Raw genomic sequence first — 18,632 nt, 5'->3', positions numbered from 1 at the left:
ATATTACGTTTTAAGATGATTAAGATATAATATCATTTTAATTTCATGTATCTGCATAATTTACTTGAAAAAACTTAAACCCCTATTACAACTTATATATGGGGTATAGTTTAGAAAAGGAGGAAGACATGCATATTAATATTTCAGGACAACACATAGACTTAGGTGACTCATTAAGGACGCATGTTGAGGAAAGACTTCAAAAAAGCGTTCATAAATTTTTCGAAAAAGCTGTAAGTAGCGAAGTACACTTTGTGAAACACAATCATAATTTTCATTGCAATATATTAGTTAATGAAGGTACAAAACAGCATTTAGTAATCAAAGGCGAAAGCGAGTCAGATGATGCCTATACCGCTTTTGATCAAGCTTTAATTAAAATTGAAAAACAATTACGTAAATATAAAGATAAAATCAAAAATCATCATAAAAAATCTCTTACAGATTTAGATAGTACTGAAATTAGAAAATTAGGCGGTACAAAATATACTATCGAGAGACCTCAGGAAGAAACCGAACACCCATTGGTAATAGCTGAAAAAGCAACAATCATACAGCATTTAACAGTTGCTGAAGCAGTGATGCTTATGGATCTTGCAGACCTTCCAGCTATGGTATTTATAAATAAAGCAAATGACCGCATTAATTTTATTTATCACCGCAAAGATGGTAACATATCCTGGGTAGATCCCGAAAATCATTAAATAATAAGTGGATTTTTAGGTAAATATATAAAAAACAGTATTTTTTGCTTAAAAATCCACTTTTACCACTTGCCAAAACTTATTACGTATGATATCAAATAGAATACTTTTACGGAGGGATGGCCGAGTGGTTTAAGGCACCGGTCTTGAAAACCGGCGTACGGTCAAACGTACCGTGGGTTCGAATCCCACTCCCTCCGCCACTTATCACTTTCACACATTTTCCTTTCATCACCTAAACTTAATATTTTAGGTAAAACTTATGATTATTATACAAACTGATCGCCTGATTCTTAGAAAATGGAAAGATGAAGATATAAAACCATTTGCGCTAATGAATCAAGATCCAAAGGTAATTGAATTCCTTCGTGGTTCTATGAATGAAGAAGAAGCTAAGAAATTTCTAGAAGTTCATAACAATGCAATTAATTCACGTGGTTACTCTTTATTTGCCGCAGAATTAAAAGAAACTAATGAGCTAATAGGTTTTATTGGATTATCTCAGCCCATTTTTAAAGCTACCTTTACTCCGTGCGTGGAAATCGCATGGCGATTAGGCTCACAATTTTGGGGCAAAGGTTATGCTTCAGAAGGCGCAAAAGCGTGTTTAGAATTTGGATTCAATCAGCTAAATTTAAAAGAAATTGTAGCCTTTACAGTACCAGATAATATAAATTCAAGGAAAGTTATGGAAAGGATTGGCATGGTTTATGATGCAGCTGCAGATTTTAACCACCCGCTCCTTCCTATTGACCATAAATTATCAAAGCATGTGCTTTATAGAATTAAACTATAGATGAAGTTTTTTTAATATGCTTCCTATATTGAGAAAAACGCGCTGGTGTTTATTCTTTTATAGTATTTTAGGATAAATTTAGAAATAACGAGTGAAGCCTAGTAAACTTTAGAGAGCGAGGAAATGACGCATATATAATCAACATACATCTACATATAGTATTTTAGGTTAGATTAGATATAGGAATAACGAGTGAAACCTAGTAAACCTAGGTTAGCGAGGAAATGACACATATATAATCAACATAAAATATTATATAATCTAGACTCTATAACTTTTAGTTGCTATACATTATTTATAACCTTTATAAGAGTAGATTATGCAATTACAAGATCTTGATGCTAAAAAAGAATTTTACCAAGAAGTTTCAAATTATGTTCTTAATAATCAATTTGACACAGCTATATATATACTAACGGAATATCGTCGTACCAATCAAAATTTAACTACACAAGAAAGATTAGGAACATCAATAATTATTGCCAATTGCTATCTTGAAATTGCTAAATATCATGAATCTTTAACGATTGCAATTTCAGTAGAAAATGATCCAAATTTGCATAGGGATCATAATTTAGATAAAGAATCATACTACAAAGAAGCATATTATATTAAAGCAAGGGCATACACTGAACTTGCAATTAAAAACCCCGATAACCGCAAACATATTGAAACAGCAAGAAGCCATTTAGGACACGCTTTAAAAGATATTATAAATGTTCATCCACATACTCAGGGTAAAATTTATTATACGCAGGCATTATTCTCTCTCAATTTCGACAAAACCTCTGAACTTGCAAAATCATATTTAGATAAAACTCTAAAAGATTTTGGTGGTAAATATTGGAATGATAAAGTGAAAGAATTACAAGACCAAATTAGCTCTGCAGCAACTAAAAACAAAGGATTTTCTATTGCTTAATATATAAAAAAAGGGGCGTAACTTACACCCCTTTTCCATCTTATTTAAGCAAATAGTTCTAGAAGAACACTACTTTACGTTTGCCTTGTTTTTGCTGAGCACCACCAGAGTTACCACCGCGTCTTGCTGCACCGCCATCACTGCGACCTCTGTCATTGCGGTTACCATTACGAGCGCCATCACGACCTGACGAATTACGTCCGCCTTCACCACGACCAAACTCGTTACGACCGCCACCATTACGGTTACCATCGCTACGACCACCAAACTCACTACGACCGCCTTCACTACGTCTGCCGCCACGATTAGCATCACCACGTCCTGCAGGTTTTTTATCACCAAAACCAAATGCACCGTCTCTGCCTTCAGAGCTTCTACCCTCTTTTTTGCCACCAAATCCGAATGAAGAATTTCTATCAGAACCTCTACCTTCTTTTTTATTGCCAAAGCTAAAGTCACCTCTAGATGGACGATCTTCACGGTTGCCACCAAAGCCGAAGCTGCCTCTTGGTTTATCGCCGCTACGTCTTCTGCCGCCACCAAAGCCGCCCCTTTTCTTCTGATCTTTTTGTGCAAAAATTGGGTTACCAATTTCTTTTGCACCGTCAAAATTCATAATTCTTTTAATAGCAAACCATTTGCTTCTGTCTTCTGGAGTTACGAAACATACTGCTTCACCATCTGCACCAGCTCTTGCTGTACGTCCAATACGATGAATAAAGTCTTCAGGACATTGTGGAAGATCATAATTCACTACATGCTTAACATGCGAAATATCAAGTCCACGTGCAGCAATATCTGTTGCAACTAAAATACGGAATTTTGTGCTACGGAAAGCATTTACTACTCTTTCACGTTTACCATGGTGCAAATCACCATGAATAGCCTCTGCTGTATAGCCTTCTGTACGTAAACGTTTAGCCATTTTATCAGCGTTAACTTTTGTTTTTACGAATACTATCACTGAACCATCACGATTATTAAGCTGATTTATGAATTCATCATATTTAGCATCTTCTGATAAATAAATAATTTCTTGAGATAAATTAGCAGCAGGAAGTGAATCTTCACCTACTGATACTCTCACTGGATTTTTTAAATATTTTTTAGACATTTCAACAATATTCTTAGGAAGAGTCGCTGAGAATAATAATGTTTGTCTTTCTGCTGGTAAGAAACTTACGATTCTATCGATTTGCGGTACAAAACCCATGTCAAGCATACGGTCTGTTTCATCAAGTACTAAAAAGTTAGTATTGTTAAGAATAAGGCTACCACGATCGATATGATCATTGATTCTTCCAGGTGTACCAACGATTAAACGTGGTCTGGATTTAAGTTGACCAAACTGCTTACCAATTGGCTCACCACCAATCAATAAGGCTGTTTTTATTTTACTGCGTCTACCACCAAGGAAACTGTCTAAAGTTTTAAGTACCTGCACAGCAAGCTCACGTGTAGGAGTCATAACTAGTGCGTTTGCGTACTCGTCGTTTAGAAGTTTAGAAACAAGCGGTATACCGAATGCACCAGTTTTACCAGTACCGGTTTGCGCTGAACCTAGAATATCACTACCTTTCATCGCGTCAGGAATAACCTGATGCTGAATTGGGGTTGGCGTTTCAAATTTGAGATGTGTTAAAGAAATAACTAATTGTTCCGGCAAGCCGAAAGAAAGAAAATTTTGCATAATAAACCTAATAATAGCAAAGCAACCTAGGCATAGAATGCAAAATTTGCCTCGCGTACGTTAAAAAATATAATTAAATATCGCGCTTAATCTAAAGCTTTAATATTAATCAACAACCGCTAAATTGTCTGCAGACGCTCTGCCTCTGCTTTCAACGAGTTCATAGCTGATACGTTGACCTTCAGCAAGATTTTTCATTCCTGCTTTTTCTACGGCGCTAATGTGTACGAATACATCGCTACCTTTTTCTTCTGGGCAAATAAAACCAAAACCTTTTGTTGGGTTGAACCACTTAACTGTTCCAATTGCCATGGGGCATTCTCCTTTAGTATAAATAAATCATTGTTTTTACTTACAAAATTAATTGCAAGCGTTTGTAATAAGAGCCCTATGATCTGAATTATACAACCGAAACACCCGGCACCCTTAGCGGCGCTTCTAGGTTATTTAGTTTAAAAGCACTAGGCGTAGAAAAATATTTAGCTAGAAAGCACATGCGATTATGAACATAGCTGGTATTATCGGTTTTGTCAATATATTAAGACTCACGAAACCCAAGCCAGTTTATAATATTTGCAATAATGCAAACTATTCAGTGACTTAATAAAAATATCTTAATAAATTTTTTCTACTGTAGTTTTTTGAAGAACCTGTGTCCATTTTTCTTTATTTTCAGGACTTATTGGCAGGTTTCTTGTTGAGTAATGCAGTACATAAAACCCCGCGTCAGTAGAAAATGCTCTTACAATTTCTGACTGACTTGGCAAGTTACCGCACTCACTCATATTATAAGACCATGTGCGATCTTTTTGCCCTGTAACTTCAGGAGTGCTAAACCACTCTATTTTCTTACATATCTTGCCAATTTCTTTTTTGCTACTCTGCTCAAAATTATATGGCTGCAAAATATTTAAGCCAGGCATCGAGTTAACTGTAACAAGTTCAGACCAGTTTTGCATAGTTTCAGTTTCTAAAACATACTGCTCCGCACCAATCTTACCATTTTTTGCTGCTTCTGCATCCAACGTAAAACCCAGAACCCATTTTCTGTCATCAAATTCAGGCTTTACTACTTCATAAGCATTAGCATTTGATGCAATTAAAAAAGATGATAATAATATAGAATATTTTAGCATGCCTACCCCCAAATTTACTTTGTAAATTTAATGGTATAGCATTTAATATTTTAAATACAGGTAATTCTGCTTTCTAGTTCTAATAAGTATTCTTTTGCATTAATACCACCAGCATATCCGGTTAGTTTACCATTACTTCCAATAACTCTGTGGCATGGCACTATTATAGAAATCGGGTTTTTGGCAATTGCGTTTGCAACCGCCCTCACAGCTTTTATATTACCAATTTTTTTCGCTATATCTAAATAAGACAAGACCTTACCATGCGATATTTCACATAGTTTTTTCCATATTTTTTTTTGAAATTCAGTACCTTGCATTATAAGAGGAACCGTAAAATTATTTAGCTCACCTTTAAAATAACTATTTAATTCTGCTTCAAGCAAATCAAATACTTCTAAGGTATGGTTATCATTTATTTCTATAAAATACTTATGATTTTCTGTATAAATTGCCGTAATTTCCTTGCCATTAGAAATCGCTAATATTTTGCCTACTGGGCTATCAATAATCTTTTTATACATTTACAGATCCATTTTCATTACTTTCACGGGGATATTTTTAAACTCATCATCGCAAACTGATTCCCAGCCACTATTTTCATAATACTTATATTTTCCTTCACCTATAGCAAAAAGATATAAAGTTTTATAATTCATTGATTTTGCTTTATTAATGACTTTTTCCATAAGCATTTTACCAATACCTTTGCCCTGATATTGTTTGTCTACAACCAGTGACCCTAGGCACGGGCTTAGGTCTTGACGTAGTGTTCCATCTTTTTCCCTTAAACTACACATCCCAATAGGTATATTATTATCAAAAGCTACATACGTTAAGGGTATTTGATCGTCATTTAAGTGGGTTTTGAATCTTTCTATTATATCTTCTATCGGCGTATCTGGTGCCCATGTACTTCCAAGCTCCGTATGCCATATCTCACAAAGCCTTGGTAAGCTATCAAGCCTGTTTTTTAATAATTCTATAGTTATCATATGTTTAATGTTGCTCTAAGTCCAATTTTTACAAATTCAGTAGATTTATCTGATAATGCAGTATCAATATCTAGCCAAATTGACCCGTTTGAATCTTGACCATCAGGATCTGTTTTATGATTTCCTCTGGCGCTAACATTGTATAATATAGCAGTATGTCTATATTTAGTATTATTTACGTTAAATATATTCAAATAAGCACCAAGCTGCTTAGAATTTGTAACCTCCATACCAGTTTCTTCCAGAATTTCTCTTATCAAAGTTTCCTCTAAACTTTCCTCAAATTCAGGAGTACCACCTGGTAAATCATATAAACCTTTATAAAAACCTATAGCTTTTTCAATTACAAGGATTTTGGTTTTATCCTCATTTAGAATAACCCCATAAACCCCTAAGTGGCTGTTATTTATCTCAAATTTCATATTTTTAAGTAATATAAGTTATCTTAGTTTTATAACTATATAGCAAATTTTTCACTTTTAAACAGCAAAAAATACCCAAAAGTTAATTTGCCTTGACATTTTAACTTTTTTTTAGTATAATCGCCATAAATTAAATTTTAATGTCATGAACATATGAAAGATAACTTAACACACTTAGAAATATTTGCTGATATAATTTCTGATATACTAAATACAAAGCTAGATACTGATGGCACACATTACAGAGTATCATCAAAGGAATATTTCGTAAGCTGCATGGCTAATATCTTGTATTATTATTGTGGTATTCATGATTCCCTAATCTCTAAATATATTAACTCTACAAATGATAAATCTAATGTAAATTTTGATGATATTTTAGAATGTCTAAAAAAACATTCTAATCACCTTGTAACATTGGGCTTAAAATTATCTTTACTTGAGGAACTTAAATCTTTAGATGATCTAGTGAAAAACGAACCCTGCATATTTACAGATAATAGCTTAAATATTTTAAAAGATCAGCTTAGGATTATTTATTCAGAAACCTCAACACAAAATGAGCATAAAGAAGCTTATAAAAATATTATAAAATTACCCGAGGTTCTTGATGAGGCTAAATTTAATCAAATTAGAAAATATCTCTCAATTTTAAGAAATATATCTAGTAATGCAACTGTTGGATTTATTTTAAAAAACAAACCTTTAGAAAAATTATCATATAACATAATTAGTAATAATATTAAATACAATTTACATAAGTTATATGCCCAGGAATATAGATTAAATGTTGGAATTAGAACTCACAAAACAACTGGGAATGAAGTTTTTTACAGAGGACTAAAAAGTCCAACTACTTATCAAGATCACATTGGAAAAGAAGTGTTTTGTTATTACTACACTTCAAATTTATCAAATAGCAAGTTTCAAGGTGGCGACGCCTGTCATGCAACTTCTACTACAATAGATTTGCTGCGTGCAAACTATTATGCATTAGAAGGTTATATATTAGACATTCGACCACCTGCTGGAACCGAAGTGGTGAATTTAATGGAATATCATAAAAATTACAATCAAGATATTAGATATGAAAACAAAGAAGTAACTTTTGACGTTATTAAATTATCCTGGATTAAAGCAGTTTATAAATTAGACCTTATTAAGAATTCATCAACAGGAATTAATAAAAAAGAAATATCTATAGTTTACGAAAACCCTTTTTTTACTCCTGCATCAAATAATGCAGATTATCCATTAGCTTTAATTAGACAAGATGTTAAAGAACATCAGTGTGATATCAGCTATGGTAATGAAAAAGTTCACGTTTATACCCACTACCCTATCGATCCTGCTCATCAAGAGGCGTTACGTACAAAGTGGCTGAGTGCGCTTTATAATGAAGACGGTACGCAAAAACCATCGCTGGATAAGCCTTATGTTGAGATTAATGGCGAAATGAAACGTATCGAAAATTATGACGCAAGCATAATTATTCAAAGACGAAATGAATATATAACAAAATTAAAAGCTGATTTAGCAAAAAATAATATAGATATACCGGGATTAGTTATAAATACCCGTATACCAAATGAGGAAAATAATGTAAACATTCCTCAGCAGCAACCTAAAGCACAACAACAAAACGGAGACAAAAAAATGAGTAAAGTAAGAGTTTATGGAGATGGAAACTTCGGATGTAATATACACTTAAGTGTAATATTCCCTAATACTGATGAAAATCCAAAGTATCTTAATGATATTGCAGGTCAAATTGAACAAGAAGCATATAAACCTGATCAATGTGCAGCTTTATTACAAGCTATGGCAAAAGACCATTCAAATATCCAATTTCATTTCCTTTCCTATAGAGCAGAAGATGATGACAAAGCAGCTGATTTTATTAGTCTTGTTAAATCAGCACCAAATCAAATTAATGCAATAGTACTATTTGCTGAATCACATTACCAAAGTCTTATTTTAGATAAAAGAAATTCTGATCTAAAGCTATACTATTTTGATTCTGCTACCTCAATAATTGGCGATGAAAGTAATCGTTTACCTGCAATTGCCGGATACCTAAACAGAAGTGAATTTAAAGATAATTATAATTTAGTTTTTAATGATTTATTCAGAGCGCAAGGTGATAATCAGGACGAATGCGGTCCTATGGCAATTCAGTTTCTAACAAAAATGCTTGAAAAAATTAAACAAGAAAATTTTGCCGGATATACAACTAATGCAGATTATGTAACAGCTTTAAAAGCTGCAATGGGTATAGATGAAAATCAAGCAGATTGTATTGCAGAAAGTCAGTCAACTTTTAGAAATGCTCAAAAAGCACTTTTATCATCTGATAAGCATAAAAAAGATTTTCTGAATAAAGATTCTTCTATCGAATTTAAAGAGATTCAAGAATTTATTGACGAAATGAAGCCTACAATTGAACCTAAAGCCGAAGAGCCAAAAGCTGCACCACAACCAGCTCCTGCTGCTGATCCTAAAGTAGAAGATAAAAAAGACGTAGATCCAGCACAACCTGCTGCAGCAGAAGCTGCACAGCCTGAAGCTAATCCTGCTAATGGCACACAACCTGCGCCTTCAGCACCAGCACCGAAGGCTGATCCTGCTATTGATCCTAAATCATCTACAACTACAGACACTAAAGTAGAAGATAAAAAAGATGTAGATCCAGCACAACCTGCCGCACCAGAAGCTGCAAAGCCTGAAGCTAATCCTGCAAATGGTACACAAGCAGATCCTACTGCACCAGCACCAAAGGCTGATCCTGCTATTGATACTAAATCATCTACAATTACAGACACTAAAGTAGAAGATAAAAAAGATGTAGATCCAGCACAACCTGCTGCACCAGAAGCTGCACAGCCTGAAGCTAATCCTGCTAATGGCACACAAGCTGCCCCTGCTGCACCAGCACCGAAGGCTGATCCTGCTGCTGGCACTGCACAACCTGATCCAAGCAAAGCAAAAACTAACAACTCTGGACAAGATGCGTCTAAAACAGACCCTGCTCCAGCAGATGATAAACTAAACCCACCTGCGCCTACAAAAAAACTTGGGGTTTCATTATTATCTACAGCTATTTATGCAGCATCGTATGTTGGGACAGCTTTACTAATTAACAATATCCAATGTTCAAGGCTTGTTAAAGTTTGCTTAAATCTTGTAATAGATCTTGCAATCAATTTTGTAACTAGCAAAACTATAAAAAGCAACAGTCCAACACCTAAATTTACTAACAAAGTGGCTCAGACTGTATGTGATAATTTTGCTCCAAGAATTTGGAAAGAAGTTGTAAATCAACCTCAGCAAAATAAGCAAAAAACAGTATAAATTAGTTAAAAAAGGGCATTGTTTTCAACAACAACGCTGAAAACAATGCCCCGTAAAAAAATCTGAGTGTACGACTATTATATTTTTTGCTGCATATTTTAGACCATGGAACATTCTATCTTCCATGGTCTTTTTTTACTATTGAATCTGATATTGAGCAAAACTATTTAGAAATTCTCTTGTTTCTTGCCTAGTTCTAGCATCTAGATTGGGATTGTGTAACTTGTCTTCTAAAACAGCTTTAGCCTGATTTTTTAATTCCTTTAAATATTCTTGCATTTGTTCTCTGTGAACCATAGAAGCACCGCCCATTATATTTGCGCACATATAGCTTATGAATGAGTTAAAGTCTATATCAATCATCATTACATCTTCAGGGTAATCCATGATATTCAGACCCTTTGGGCTTACATTGTGTTTTAAAGCAATAGCATTTCTTATGGCATCTTTAAATTCCCAAAGAAGCAGTGCTGTTGGCGCTCTGCCAAAACCATATGCGCAGTTAAAAGCACCTCTTACTTCCCTTGGATTATCTGGATTAATTTTATGAACAATGCTATCCATTAAATTAGCAAGCCCTACTAAACCGCTAACATTCATAGAACCAATATCTGCCCAGTCTCTACAGTCGATAAACGTTACATACCTAATTTCAGCATCACTTGATAATTTAATCGATTTAACATGTACTGTATTTTTATCCGAGAGCTTTTGGTCTATTATTTCTACACATTCAACTTTATAGTCATCTACCTCTAAAACTTCATTCAGCTCAAGCGAATGGATACCTAATATGAAGCCTTCTCTATAATAATTAATAACATCTACACCTGGACGAGCAAGCGAAACAATCATTTTTATGTTTTCTTCAATTATCATGCGATAATAATTATCAACGTAAAATGGAGACTGATTTACAATATACTTACGCTCATTCATTTCAAAAACGTTTGCTGGCATATATTTACCCGCATGCTGCCCCGATTTTAACTTATATAAATTATTAGGATTAACTGTTTGAAATCCTATGTGTCTTACAACATCTAGTCCATCATCAAATTTATTAAGCTGTACGTTAAATACATCATTTACTCTAGAGCCAGGATGCTCAGATTTTCCTTCCGGATCTTGCTTTATCTCAAAATATCTCTCTGATTTTTTCCATTCCTCAACTAATGGCGTACAATCAGGCATTAAATATTCTTTTTGGTTTTTGGTATTAATGCATGACTTGAATTCAAGTTCAAGTGCGCCTGCCTGTTTAATTATTATTTTTTCATGTTTTGACATTAAAATTACCTATGGTTAAAGTTTAAAAAATAAAATCCACTAAAAGCTATTATATTTAACTGTTTATTTAAATACTCAACATGACTATTGATCAATGTATTAAAAAGTGGTATAAGCCTATTAAATTTTTAATATATCACTTATAATTCAACATTATGCAAAATTTCGATGTTATTGTTATTGGCGCAGGTCATGCAGGTGCAGAAGCAGCTTTTATTTCAGCAAGGCTTGGTGCAAAAACAGCCTTAATCACTATCAAGCCAGAAAACCTTGGCGAAATGTCATGTAATCCTGCTATTGGCGGAATTGGCAAAGGCACAATCGTTAGAGAAATTGACGCTCTTGGTGGACTTATGGGTATGGCGATTGATCAGGCTGGCATTCACTATAAAATGCTAAACTCTACAAAAGGACCTGCTGTTATGGGACCCCGTGCTCAGGCAGACCGTAAGCTTTATAAAATAGCAGTATCTAATATCTTAAATAATCAGGAAAACCTAGAAATTATATATAAACCGGTCGAAGATATTATTGTTGAAAATAATCTGGCTAAAGGCGTGGTACTAGCAGATGGCAGTATAATTCACTCGAACTCAGTTATTTTAACTACAGGCACATTCTTAGACGGAATAATTCATATTGGCCAGACTCAGATTCCTGCCGGTAGAGTAGACGAAAAACCATCTATAGGTCTTTCTAAAACCCTGAAAAGGCTTGAATTTATGACAGGCCGCCTAAAAACCGGAACTCCTGCCAGAATTGATGGAAGCACTATAAAGTGGGAAATTTTAGAAAAACAGCCGGGCGACGAAATACCTGTGCCATTTTCTTATTTAAATGACGAAATTACAGTACCGCAAATTGATTGTTATATAACCCACACAAATCAGGATGTTCACTCTATTATTCAGGATAACGTGCATTTATCTGCTATGTACAGCGGCAATATAAAATCTCGGGGGCCACGCTATTGCCCATCTATTGAAGATAAAATCATGCGCTTTGCGGATAAAGAGCGCCACCAGATATTTTTAGAACCTGAAGGGCTTGATGATACAACAGTTTACCCTAATGGTATATCAACCTCTCTTCCAGAAAACGTACAGCTTGATTTTATTAAGAATATCAAAGGCTTAGAAAATGCAAAAGTACTTCGCCCTGGTTATGCGATTGAGTATGACTACGTAGACCCAAGAGAACTATACCCTACACTTGAAACAAAAAAGGTAAAAAACTTATATTTTGCAGGACAAATTAACGGCACAACAGGCTATGAAGAAGCTGGTGGACAAGGTATTGTTGCAGGAATTAACGCTGCACTTAAGCTTAAAAATCAGGAATTTATCCTAAGCCGCAGTGAGGCTTATATTGGTGTTATGATTGATGATCTTATTTCTTATGGCGCGCCAGAACCTTACAGAATGTTTACCTCTAGGTCTGAGTTTAGGCTTTCTATGCGTGCAGATAACGCAGACCAAAGACTTACACCTAAGGCTATTGCAATAGGATCAGCATGCGAACAGCGTGTTAAACGTTATACAGAAAAAATGGACAGAATAAGTAAGGCTAAGGAGATTTTGGAAGGTCTTAATATTACCCCCAATAAATTAGAGGCTTTTGGCATTCAGCTTAATAAAGACGGGGTAAGACGATCAGCACTTGATTTACTTTGTAATCCTAAAATTACGTTTGAGCAGGTTCAGTCCATATGGTCAGAAGAACTTAGCCAAATTGACAAAAATACAGCTGAACAGCTTAAAATCGACCAAATGTATAAGCCATATTTAGCAAGGCAAAATGCTGATATAAAACTATACCTAGAAGAGGAAGCTATGCAGCTTCCGAATGATCTTGATTATAAAAAAATTAAAGGCTTATCTACAGAAGTAGTTGAAAAGCTTAACTTTAATAAGCCTCATAATATTGCTTCAGCACGAAAAATTCCGGGCATTACACCTGCTGCGCTTACAGCTGTTATTGTATATTTAAGGACAAAAGGATAAAAAAGGGGCGTTTTCACGCCCCTCGTATTTATTTAGAATACGTATTCTCCGTGAATTGTTACATAATATACGTCATTAACAATTCTTTCATTGAAATTACATGCTGTTAAATAATTATCGTCATCCAGGTATGCTAAATGACTTACATCAAAACCTTTATCAAATTGATTATATATATAAACATCTAAATAATTATCATATTCAGAAAATGAATCTTGAACTTTACAATAAGTATCTTTTAGAATTTTATATTCATCTATTAAAACTCCTTGATAGTTATGAGTTTTTGCAAAATCTTCTCTTACTGTATATATAGATAACTTCTTATTTGTTGAATCTATAATAGTTTCGTACCCTTTTAACATCGAACCAGTTGAAATAGAAAATTCAAAAGAAGTGTCAACTATGTATTTTCCCATAAATTTTACCTTAATAAATATTTAATACAAACATATTATACTAAATATTCATTAAGATGTCAATTTTTATTTATATTTTATTAATATATTATGAATAGTAATCTATTTCGATAACATGTGAAATACCGTTATCATTAAAATCCATGTGTTCATCTGAAACTTGCTTATAGCTATCTAAGTCTTTCAAATGCGATCTATCAAATCCCTGATCACATTTAATATGGTAAAATTCCTTTGAATAATAATCTTGATAGCTAAATTCATTACCATATTTACCTGAAGATATAACAGACATTATATCAGTCTTCTCTACCCCAATAAAATTGTGATTTTTAGCATAATCCGCAGATACCTGACCACCTGTAAGATGATAACCTTTAGAATCTTCCACTAAAACGGTTTCATTAACAGAACCATTTGAATTTAATTTTTCTATAATTTCAACGTGAAACTTCTTCATATTAACACACCTCAAATTTTAAGTTAATATATTAATATTAGCTTAAATATAGTACCAATACTAGCATTCAATTAATTTGCGACACAAGTTATTATAAAAAGATATATATTTCAGGCAAATAAAAAAGGTCTCAAAAAAATTTGAGACCTTTTTTATTATTAAATTTACTGTAACAGCTTACTTAGAAAGAATAATCATCTTCATAAACATATGCATGTAAATCAGCATCGTATCCACCTGATGGACCCAATATTAAGCTTTTGATATTGTCAATATGAACTGTATCAAAGTCTTTGTCATAACCTACAACAAAGTACCCTTGCTTGTCATTATCATAAAAACTAAATGGATTATTTGTCTGACCATTTGAAATCATTTTTGCAACATCAAAATAATGTCCACGGTAATCAGGATCAATGTTACCAACAAAGTTGTTTTTAGAAGCTGTATGCTCACTTGTTTGGTGAATATTTAAAACATGATTTGCAGAATCTGTAATTGTAATTAATTCAGAACCATTTTTTGAAGATGTATCATCAGGATACATAACTCTAACGTGATAATTACCCATGGTAACCTCCATTTAAATTAAATTAAACTTTAGTTCCCGGCTAAAAACTTAATATTTATCATACATTCCCTATGATAATTAATAAATTTTTACATCGGAACAATTTAAACGTTAAACTAAGGTTTATAGCTAGTCAATAGGTTTTTAAAAAAAAATTTTTTACGTATTTCAGATTTGATTAAATAGCTTGATAATTAAAGGACTTAATGTGTATTTTTTTTAAACGAATTATTTTATAAGAATAAAAAAAGGGGCAAAAACCCCTATTTTTTTAATAATTAAATTCCATAAACATATGAATTTCTTCGTTATTTGAGAGCATATTCTGCTTTACTAAATAATTTTCATTATCAATAATATATAAGTTTTTATAATCAAAACCATCATCATACTTTACATAACAATAATTATTTTCTTCATGATCATAATAAGAAAATCCATTTGGATTACTCTTGAGCTGAGTCATAAATGATACAAATTCTCCATCATACTGTTCCCAAAAATTATGGTTTTTAGCAAACTCTTCTGTAACCGCTATTTCTGTAAGGGTTTTTCTATTAACATCAGTAACTTGAGAAAATTTTGTAACTACTTCCACGTTAGGATTACCTTGTTGCTTTTCTAAATTAAGGTAACAGTAATATATCACCTGATTTGCGCTGTGTGTTGATGTATGATAATCTGCGTTTAAAACTATATTTTTTCCTGATCCCGTAAACATAACTAGCCGTTTATTAAAAATTTTTAGCATTATAAAAACTTTCTTAACAAATGTCAAGTTTAATCAAACTTAGTTAACATTAGTGTATTTGGCACTAGTCAACTTATAGGAATATTCTGGTCGACTATTTTACGTTTATATATACTTTCTTTTTATTATATAAAATGCAAAAAAGGGAGCTTAAAGCCCCCTTTTTTAAACAAAGTTTAACTTCGGATTAGAAGTTGAATTTTGTACCAACGAATACAACGTTACCTTTGTTTTTAGTAGCTTGTGTAGAACCACCGTTTGTTGTCATAACGCCAGTAGCTGGTTTTAATTTGAAGAATGTACCTTCAACATAAGGCATCATACCAGCAGCTAATGCATAATCAGCACCAACAGAGATTGTTTCTACTTTGTTTTTCATTCTCTTAGAATCAAAGTATGTAACACTTAAGCCAACTGGACCTTGTACCATAGAAGCACCAACTGTGTAGTACTTTGTAGAAGATTTAGAGAAAGCATCTGTTTCTTTTGTGTTCATGCTTTTCTTCCAGTCACCGAAAGAAGCAGCAGCTGTCATGTTAGCATATGATACAGAAGCACCAACTGCATAAGCTTTAACATCTCTAATTTCTTCATATAAAGCAGGAGATGTTGTTGTTACTTTTTCAGCTTTACCATATTGACCTGTTGCAGATAATTCTAAAGCGAACTGATCCATTTGTGTTTTATATTTTAAACCACCAGAGAAAGCATTTTTAAATGTTCTGTTTGCAAATGTAATTGGATCAGCTGTTGTAACGTGCTTAGAGCTGATAGCATTTGAAGAACCAACTTCACTTGTATCAACTGAATAGCTCACACCTAATTGTAAACCTTGTACTTCTGGTGTGTAATATGTAATTTTGTTGTAACGACCTTGGAATGTTGAATCGTCAAATGGTAATGCAGGAGCTAATAACCAAACACCTGAAAGATCGTTTGTAGCTGCACTTGTGTTAATGAAACCAAAACCACTATTTACATAGTCAGTCCAGTCACCGTCAATACCACCTGTTGCACGTGCGATTTTATCAGCACCAACGCTCATAGCATCAGCAGAACCAGCCATAGAACCAGCTTCAAAACGGCCCATAGCAGATTCAACGAAAAGCATTGTGTCTTTTAATTCAACATCTTTACCAGATGTACTTGAAGATGCGTTGCGACCAGATTCTGATTTATCACCTAATTCAACTACAGCACCGTATTTCATGCCATAATCTGTCATGCCTTCAGCTTTAACGCTTGCACGTGAAGCTGTTGCGAAGTGTTGTGAACGGTCAAATTTTGTATTTGCTGTTTTGTGAGCAATTGATTGCTTTACAAAAGAAGCTTGGAAATCTACTTTACCGCCAGCTGTTACTGTTGGAGCGTCAGCCATTGCTGCTGAAGCTAAACCAGATACTAAAGCTGTAGTAAGAAGAATTTTCTTAGAATTTGTCATATACTTATTCCTTACCTAAACTGGTTAAACGAGTAATATAGCTAAAACTATATCTAATTCCAATTATATACCATACATTTATAAAAGTTAATTTTAACAGTCATTTATGGCTTTTTTAATAACAACTTTTGGTTAAGTGTGTGCTATAAAAAACACACCATTTGTACCTAAGCTGGTATTAATAAGATTAAAAATATAGGGAAATAGAGCTTATTGCCTCATTTTAATCAAAAAAAGAGGGAGCTTAAAGCCCCCTCTTTTTTTGTTATACAAACTTAAACTTCAGATTAGAAGTTGAATTTTGTACCAACGAGTACTACGTTGCCTTTGTTTTTTGTAACTGCAGTAGCACCACCTGATGTTGTTGTAACGCCAGCAGCTGGTTTTAATTTGAAGAATGTACCTTCAACGTATGGCATCATACCAGCAGCTAATGCATAATCAGCACCAACAGAAATTGTTTCTACTTTGTTTTTCATTCTTTTAGAATCAAAGTATGTAACACTTAAACCTACTGGACCTTGTACAATAGAAGCACCAGCGGTGTAGTATTTTGTAGAAGCTCTAGAGAAAGCATCTGTTTCTTTTGTGTTCATGCTTCTGCCTTGATCACCATAAGAACCAGCAAGTGTGATGTTTGCATATGTTACAGCAGCACCAACGTTATAAGCTTTTACGTCTCTGATTACCTGATCAATTGTAGCTGTGCTTGAAGCTTTAGCAGCTTTACCATATTGACCTGTAGCAGCAACTTCAATTGCGAACATATCGTATTGTGTTTTATATTTAACACCTGCTGTTACAGCATTTTTGAAATGTCTTGAAGAGAAAGCAACTGGTGTAGCTGTTGTGTCTAAGTATTTAGAACCAATAGCGTTTGAAGAACCAACGCCAGCTGTGTCTAATGCATAGCTAACACCGATTTGTAAACCTTGTACTTCTGGTGTATAGTAAGCAATCTTATTGTGACGGCCTGTATATTTAGAAATATCGAAAGGTAAGTTTGGAGCTGTAAGCCATACGCCAGAAATGTTTGTAGCAGCTGTACTTGTTGGAATGAAACCAAAACCTTTGTTTACGTAGTCAGACCAATCGCCACAAATACCGCCTGTAGCACGTGCAATTGATTCAGCACCAACTTTCATTGTTTTAGCAGGACCAGCCATTGAACCGAGTTCAATACGACCCATATCTGATTGAACGAAAAGCATTGTGTCTTTTAATTCAACATCTTTACCAGATGTGCTTGTTGTATCTTGCGAACCGAATTCAGCTTTATCACCTAATTCTACAGTCGCACCATATTGCATACCGAAATCAGACATACCAGCAGCTTTTAAGCTTACGCGTGATTCTGTTGAGAAATGTTGTGAACGGTCAAATTTTGTATTAGCTGTTTTGTGAGCTACTGATTGCTTAGCAAAAGAAGCTTGGAAGTCTACTTTACCACCAGCTGTTACTGTTGGAGCGTCAGCCATTGCTGCTGAAGCTAAACCAGATACTAAAGCTGTAGTAAGAAGAATTTTCTTAGAATTTGTCATTTCTAAAATCCCCTATTTCATTAGTGTTTAACAAATATTCATACTGACATACAGCATGATATGGAGCTCATATTAATTAACTTTCCTCTGAAACCAATTAATGATTAGTAAAATATTAGATTTGATTATTTCTTTATAGC

General features: G+C 33.9%; 18 protein-coding genes and 1 tRNA gene. 6 read left to right on the top strand and 13 right to left on the bottom strand.

Annotation, left to right across the window (positions count from 1 at the left end; all coding sequences use genetic code 11):
- Window positions 1-128 precede the first annotated feature (128 nt).
- From BGO27_01280 to BGO27_01265, 4 genes are all read left to right on the top strand, one after another.
- Entirely contained in the window at window positions 129-704 is a 576-nt protein-coding gene (locus BGO27_01280) for a ribosomal subunit interface protein (protein ID OJV14102.1), read from the top strand.
- Window positions 705-817: 113 nt separating this feature from the next.
- Window positions 818-907: transfer RNA gene (locus BGO27_01275), tRNA-Ser, on the top strand.
- Window positions 908-966: 59 nt separating this feature from the next.
- Window positions 967-1,500: a GNAT family N-acetyltransferase gene (locus BGO27_01270; protein ID OJV14101.1), complete on the top strand. Its 534-nt coding sequence runs from the start codon at window positions 967-969 to the stop codon at window positions 1,498-1,500.
- Between the two features lie 319 nt (window positions 1,501-1,819).
- The gene (locus BGO27_01265; GenBank protein ID OJV14100.1) at window positions 1,820-2,422 is read left to right on the top strand and encodes a hypothetical protein; all 603 of its coding nucleotides are present in this window, start codon (window positions 1,820-1,822) and stop codon (window positions 2,420-2,422) included.
- A gap of 58 nt (window positions 2,423-2,480) precedes the next feature.
- Here the strand turns inward: BGO27_01265 and BGO27_01260 are convergent, their stop codons facing one another.
- From BGO27_01260 to BGO27_01235, 6 genes are all read right to left on the bottom strand, one after another.
- On the bottom strand, window positions 2,481-4,112 hold the full coding sequence (locus BGO27_01260) for a hypothetical protein (protein OJV14099.1): 1,632 nt from the start codon (window positions 4,110-4,112) through the stop codon (window positions 2,481-2,483).
- Between the two features lie 105 nt (window positions 4,113-4,217).
- Window positions 4,218-4,424 (bottom strand): cold-shock protein, encoded by a 207-nt coding sequence (locus BGO27_01255; protein ID OJV14098.1) that lies wholly within the window; start codon window positions 4,422-4,424, stop codon window positions 4,218-4,220.
- A 302-nt stretch (window positions 4,425-4,726) separates the two neighbouring features.
- Window positions 4,727-5,248, bottom strand: a complete 522-nt coding sequence (locus tag BGO27_01250) for a hypothetical protein (GenBank protein OJV14097.1) — start codon at window positions 5,246-5,248, stop codon at window positions 4,727-4,729.
- Between the two features lie 50 nt (window positions 5,249-5,298).
- Window positions 5,299-5,772 (bottom strand): hypothetical protein, encoded by a 474-nt coding sequence (locus BGO27_01245; protein ID OJV14096.1) that lies wholly within the window; start codon window positions 5,770-5,772, stop codon window positions 5,299-5,301.
- Window positions 5,773-6,243 (bottom strand): GNAT family N-acetyltransferase, encoded by a 471-nt coding sequence (locus BGO27_01240; GenBank protein OJV14095.1) that lies wholly within the window; start codon window positions 6,241-6,243, stop codon window positions 5,773-5,775.
- A complete protein-coding gene (locus BGO27_01235) occupies window positions 6,240-6,665 on the bottom strand; it encodes a hypothetical protein (protein ID OJV14094.1) in 426 nt (141 codons plus the stop codon). Before BGO27_01235 ends, BGO27_01240 begins: the two co-directional genes overlap by 4 nt.
- Window positions 6,666-6,818: 153 nt before the next feature.
- On the opposite strand from BGO27_01235, the gene BGO27_01230 reads away from it, so the two are divergent.
- Window positions 6,819-10,016 (top strand): hypothetical protein, encoded by a 3,198-nt coding sequence (locus tag BGO27_01230; protein ID OJV14093.1) that lies wholly within the window; start codon window positions 6,819-6,821, stop codon window positions 10,014-10,016.
- Between the two features lie 138 nt (window positions 10,017-10,154).
- On the opposite strand, the gene BGO27_01225 is transcribed toward BGO27_01230, so the two are convergent.
- On the bottom strand, window positions 10,155-11,306 hold the full coding sequence (locus BGO27_01225) for a hypothetical protein (protein OJV14092.1): 1,152 nt from the start codon (window positions 11,304-11,306) through the stop codon (window positions 10,155-10,157).
- Between the two features lie 155 nt (window positions 11,307-11,461).
- Between BGO27_01225 and BGO27_01220 the strand changes: the two genes are divergently transcribed.
- A complete protein-coding gene (locus tag BGO27_01220; GenBank protein ID OJV14091.1) occupies window positions 11,462-13,309 on the top strand; it encodes a tRNA uridine-5-carboxymethylaminomethyl(34) synthesis enzyme MnmG in 1,848 nt (615 codons plus the stop codon).
- Window positions 13,310-13,341: 32 nt separating this feature from the next.
- Here BGO27_01220 and BGO27_01215 read toward each other — a convergent pair whose 3' ends face one another.
- The 6 genes from BGO27_01215 to BGO27_01190 form a co-directional block, all read right to left on the bottom strand.
- The gene (locus BGO27_01215) at window positions 13,342-13,728 is read right to left on the bottom strand and encodes a hypothetical protein (protein ID OJV14090.1); all 387 of its coding nucleotides are present in this window, start codon (window positions 13,726-13,728) and stop codon (window positions 13,342-13,344) included.
- 88 nt (window positions 13,729-13,816) lie between these two features.
- The gene (locus BGO27_01210) at window positions 13,817-14,188 is read right to left on the bottom strand and encodes a hypothetical protein (protein OJV14089.1); all 372 of its coding nucleotides are present in this window, start codon (window positions 14,186-14,188) and stop codon (window positions 13,817-13,819) included.
- Between the two features lie 181 nt (window positions 14,189-14,369).
- Entirely contained in the window at window positions 14,370-14,759 is a 390-nt protein-coding gene (locus tag BGO27_01205; GenBank protein OJV14088.1) for a hypothetical protein, read from the bottom strand.
- A 271-nt stretch (window positions 14,760-15,030) separates the two neighbouring features.
- Window positions 15,031-15,480: a hypothetical protein gene (locus tag BGO27_01200; protein ID OJV14087.1), complete on the bottom strand. Its 450-nt coding sequence runs from the start codon at window positions 15,478-15,480 to the stop codon at window positions 15,031-15,033.
- Between the two features lie 217 nt (window positions 15,481-15,697).
- The gene (locus BGO27_01195; protein ID OJV14086.1) at window positions 15,698-16,951 is read right to left on the bottom strand and encodes a hypothetical protein; all 1,254 of its coding nucleotides are present in this window, start codon (window positions 16,949-16,951) and stop codon (window positions 15,698-15,700) included.
- Window positions 16,952-17,238: 287 nt separating this feature from the next.
- Complete coding sequence (locus tag BGO27_01190; protein OJV14085.1) at window positions 17,239-18,492, bottom strand: hypothetical protein; 1,254 nt, start codon at window positions 18,490-18,492, stop codon at window positions 17,239-17,241.
- Between the last annotated feature and the right edge of the window lie 140 nt (window positions 18,493-18,632).

Source organism: Alphaproteobacteria bacterium 33-17 (assembly GCA_001897445.1).
In the GTDB taxonomy this organism is placed as follows: domain Bacteria; phylum Pseudomonadota; class Alphaproteobacteria; order Rickettsiales; family 33-17; genus 33-17.
Note: the sequence above shows the minus strand (reverse complement) of the source record. Positions and strands in the feature narration are given on the sequence as shown.

What these genes read in the sequence shown, in the direction of transcription:
- BGO27_01280 (OJV14102.1), top strand. Translation starts at nt 129, where the DNA reads ATGCATATTAATATTTCAGGACAACACATAGACTTAGGTGACTCATTA.
- BGO27_01270 (OJV14101.1), top strand. Translation starts at nt 967, where the DNA reads ATGATTATTATACAAACTGATCGCCTGATTCTTAGAAAATGGAAAGAT.
- BGO27_01265 (OJV14100.1), top strand. Translation starts at nt 1,820, where the DNA reads ATGCAATTACAAGATCTTGATGCTAAAAAAGAATTTTACCAAGAAGTT.
- BGO27_01260 (OJV14099.1), bottom strand. Translation starts at nt 4,112, where the DNA reads ATGCAAAATTTTCTTTCTTTCGGCTTGCCGGAACAATTAGTTATTTCT.
- BGO27_01255 (OJV14098.1), bottom strand. Translation starts at nt 4,424, where the DNA reads ATGGCAATTGGAACAGTTAAGTGGTTCAACCCAACAAAAGGTTTTGGT.
- BGO27_01250 (OJV14097.1), bottom strand. Translation starts at nt 5,248, where the DNA reads ATGCTAAAATATTCTATATTATTATCATCTTTTTTAATTGCATCAAAT.
- BGO27_01245 (OJV14096.1), bottom strand. Translation starts at nt 5,772, where the DNA reads ATGTATAAAAAGATTATTGATAGCCCAGTAGGCAAAATATTAGCGATT.
- BGO27_01240 (OJV14095.1), bottom strand. Translation starts at nt 6,243, where the DNA reads ATGATAACTATAGAATTATTAAAAAACAGGCTTGATAGCTTACCAAGG.
- BGO27_01235 (OJV14094.1), bottom strand. Translation starts at nt 6,665, where the DNA reads ATGAAATTTGAGATAAATAACAGCCACTTAGGGGTTTATGGGGTTATT.
- BGO27_01230 (OJV14093.1), top strand. Translation starts at nt 6,819, where the DNA reads ATGAAAGATAACTTAACACACTTAGAAATATTTGCTGATATAATTTCT.
- BGO27_01225 (OJV14092.1), bottom strand. Translation starts at nt 11,306, where the DNA reads ATGTCAAAACATGAAAAAATAATAATTAAACAGGCAGGCGCACTTGAA.
- BGO27_01220 (OJV14091.1), top strand. Translation starts at nt 11,462, where the DNA reads ATGCAAAATTTCGATGTTATTGTTATTGGCGCAGGTCATGCAGGTGCA.
- BGO27_01215 (OJV14090.1), bottom strand. Translation starts at nt 13,728, where the DNA reads ATGGGAAAATACATAGTTGACACTTCTTTTGAATTTTCTATTTCAACT.
- BGO27_01210 (OJV14089.1), bottom strand. Translation starts at nt 14,188, where the DNA reads ATGAAGAAGTTTCACGTTGAAATTATAGAAAAATTAAATTCAAATGGT.
- BGO27_01205 (OJV14088.1), bottom strand. Translation starts at nt 14,759, where the DNA reads ATGGGTAATTATCACGTTAGAGTTATGTATCCTGATGATACATCTTCA.
- BGO27_01200 (OJV14087.1), bottom strand. Translation starts at nt 15,480, where the DNA reads ATGTTTACGGGATCAGGAAAAAATATAGTTTTAAACGCAGATTATCAT.
- BGO27_01195 (OJV14086.1), bottom strand. Translation starts at nt 16,951, where the DNA reads ATGACAAATTCTAAGAAAATTCTTCTTACTACAGCTTTAGTATCTGGT.
- BGO27_01190 (OJV14085.1), bottom strand. Translation starts at nt 18,492, where the DNA reads ATGACAAATTCTAAGAAAATTCTTCTTACTACAGCTTTAGTATCTGGT.